Source organism: Pantoea sp. ARC270 (assembly GCF_003236725.1).
GTDB classification, from domain to species: domain Bacteria; phylum Pseudomonadota; class Gammaproteobacteria; order Enterobacterales; family Enterobacteriaceae; genus Pantoea; species Pantoea anthophila.
This window is the reverse complement of sequence record NZ_PUGA01000075.1, coordinates 1-2,615: the sequence shown is the minus strand read 5'-3', so window position 1 is coordinate 2,615 and position 2,615 is coordinate 1. Positions and strand designations below refer to the sequence as shown.

Annotated in this window: 2 protein-coding genes and 3 tRNA genes; 2 read left to right on the top strand and 3 right to left on the bottom strand. The window is 58.6% G+C overall.

Annotation, left to right across the window (positions count from 1 at the left end; genetic code table 11):
• Positions 1-2 precede the first annotated feature (2 nt).
• From CKF42_RS20860 to CKF42_RS20850, 3 genes are all read right to left on the bottom strand, one after another.
• Positions 3-79, bottom strand: a tRNA-Met gene (locus CKF42_RS20860).
• A 59-nt stretch (positions 80-138) separates the two neighbouring features.
• Positions 139-215 (bottom strand) — tRNA-Met (locus CKF42_RS20855).
• Positions 216-275: 60 nt separating this feature from the next.
• A tRNA-Met gene (locus CKF42_RS20850) sits at positions 276-352 on the bottom strand.
• Between the two features lie 203 nt (positions 353-555).
• Between CKF42_RS20850 and mltA the strand changes: the two genes are divergently transcribed.
• Both mltA and tcdA read left to right on the top strand, forming a co-directional pair.
• Positions 556-1,704 (top strand): murein transglycosylase A, encoded by a 1,149-nt coding sequence (gene mltA, locus CKF42_RS20845; protein WP_009087006.1) that lies wholly within the window; start codon positions 556-558, stop codon positions 1,702-1,704.
• 48 nt (positions 1,705-1,752) lie between these two features.
• Positions 1,753-2,565, top strand: a complete 813-nt coding sequence (tcdA, locus tag CKF42_RS20840; RefSeq protein WP_046102474.1) for a tRNA cyclic N6-threonylcarbamoyladenosine(37) synthase TcdA — start codon at positions 1,753-1,755, stop codon at positions 2,563-2,565.
• Positions 2,566-2,615 lie beyond the last annotated feature (50 nt).

Here is a 2,615-nt window from a genome sequence, read left to right as displayed (position 1 = left end):
AGTGGTTGCGGGGGCCGGATTTGAACCGACGACCTTCGGGTTATGAGCCCGACGAGCTACCAGGCTGCTCCACCCCGCGTCCGTCATGCGCTTTGCGACTTTTTATTTTCTGACATCTGTGAAACCGCTGCAAAGATGTGGTTGCGGGGGCCGGATTTGAACCGACGACCTTCGGGTTATGAGCCCGACGAGCTACCAGGCTGCTCCACCCCGCGTCCGTCTTGCGCTTTGCGACTTTTCACATTGTCACTTCTGCCAGAGTGCTACAGAAGTATTGGTTGCGGGGGCCGGATTTGAACCGACGACCTTCGGGTTATGAGCCCGACGAGCTACCAGGCTGCTCCACCCCGCGTCCGTGGAAGCGCACTATACTCTCCGCGCTGATTGATGCAACCCCTTTTTGCAGATAAAAGCCAAATTAACAGCCAGTTGCTGAAGGATTCCCCCATCTGGCTAATTATTGAACTGTTCCGCGCGAGGTCAAAGCGGATGCATTTCATTCTGCCGGGGGCTTTGCTATCGTCGCGGGGCGAACAGTTATAAAAAGAGAAGAGAATGAAATTACATTGGGTGAAGTATGCACTCACTGGCGCGTTGATTACGCTGCTGGCGGCCTGTAGCTCTAAACCGACCGATCGCGGTCAGCAATATAAAGATGGCAAACTGGAACAGCCGCTGGCGCTGGTGAATCAGCCCAATGCCAAAGGCGCGCCGGTCAATGGCCGGGACTTTGGCGAGCAGGTTCGCCAGATTCAGTCCGCCTCGTCTGCGCTCTATGGTCGCCAGAACGGCACCTACAGCGCGATTGAGAGCTGGCTGATGGCGGGCGCCGACACCCGGCAGCTTCGTCAGTACGGGCTGAACGCCTGGCAGATGGAGGGCACGGATAACTACGGTAACGTGCAGTTTACCGGTTACTATACGCCGGTGGTGCAGGCGCGCTACACCCGTCAGGGTGAATTCCAGTATCCGATTTACCGCATGCCGCCGCGTAAACGTGGTGCAAAACTCCCGAGCCGCGCCTCTATCTATAGTGGCGCACTCGATGACCGCTACATCATCGCCTACAGCAACTCGCTGATTGATAACTTCATGATGGATGTGCAGGGCAGTGGCTACGTCGACTTTGGCGATGGTCGCCCGATGAGCTTCTTTGGTTACGCCGGTAAAAATGGCTGGGGTTATCACAGCATCGGTAAGGAGCTGATCGATCGCGGTGAAGTGAAGCGCGAAGATATGTCGATGCAGGCGATTCGCCAGTGGGCGCAGGAGCACTCGCCGCAGGAAGTGCGTGCGCTGCTGGAGACAAACCCCTCTTTCGTCTTCTTTAAGGCGGAGCCTTTCACGCCGGTGCGCGGTGCCAGTGCGGTGCCGCTGGTAGCGAAAGCCTCTGTGGCTTCTGACCGCTCCATCATTCCGGCAGGCACGGTGCTGCTGGCTGAAGTGCCACAGCTGAATGAGAAGGGCAAATTCAACGGTAAGTATGAGATGCGTCTGATGGTGGCCCTCGACGTGGGCGGTGCGATTAAAGGGCAGCACTTTGATATCTATCAGGGTATCGGCCCGGACGCGGCGCATCTGGCGGGCTTCTATAATCACTACGGACGCGTCTGGGTGCTCAAGGCCGCGCCGGGGGCCGGTCAGCCGCTGTTCTCCAGCCCGCAAAACGGCAACAGTGGTTCACTGCTTCTGGGCGCTAACTGATTTCTTCTCTGCGGGCCTGCGGGCCCGCACGACGTAACAGGTTCAACTATGAAAGTGTTAAACGACGCCTGGCATCAGCGCTTTGGCGGCACGGCGCGTCTCTATGGTCAGGATGCGCTGCAACGGTTTGCTGACGCTCACTTCTGTGTGATCGGTATCGGTGGCGTCGGCTCCTGGGCCGCAGAGGCGCTGGTGCGCACCGGCATTGGTAAAATTACCCTGATTGATATGGATGATGTCTGCATCACCAATACCAACCGACAGCTTCATGCGCTGCAGGGCAACGTCGGTAAGGCGAAAACAGAGGTGATGGCTGAGCGTCTGCGCGCCATCAATCCTGACTGTGACGTGATCTGCATTGATGACTTTATTACGCCTGATAACACCGCTGAACTGATGGCAGCCGGTTTCGACTACGTGATTGACGCGATCGACAGCGTGCGGCCTAAAGCGGCGCTGATCGCCTGGTGTCGCCGCAATAAGATCCCGCTGATCACCACCGGTGGCGCAGGCGGGCAGATTGATCCCACCCAGATCCAGGTCGCCGATCTGGCGAAGACCATCCAGGATCCGCTGGCGGCAAAGCTGCGTGAGCGACTGAAAGGTCTGGGCGTGGTGAAAAACAGCAAAGGAAAACTGGGCATCGACTGCGTTTTTTCCACCGAGGCGCTGGTCTATCCGCAGGCGGATGGCAGCGTCTGTGCGTCACGCGCCACGGCAGAAGGGCCAAAGAGAATGGACTGTTCGTCTGGCTTTGGTGCGGCCACCATGGTGACCGCCAGCTTTGGCTTTGTCGCCGTTTCGCACGCGCTGAAGAAATTTCTGGCGCGCGCAGCCCGTCAGGATGCCGTCAGCGCCTGACGCGCGGCCTGCCGGACGGCGTCGGCCAGCGCCTGCAGGCCGCTGCTGCG

Excerpts from the sequence above, each read along its gene's own strand:
- mltA (WP_009087006.1), top strand. The coding sequence starts at position 556 with ATGAAATTACATTGGGTGAAGTATGCACTCACTGGCGCGTTGATTACG.
- tcdA (WP_046102474.1), top strand. The coding sequence starts at position 1,753 with ATGAAAGTGTTAAACGACGCCTGGCATCAGCGCTTTGGCGGCACGGCG.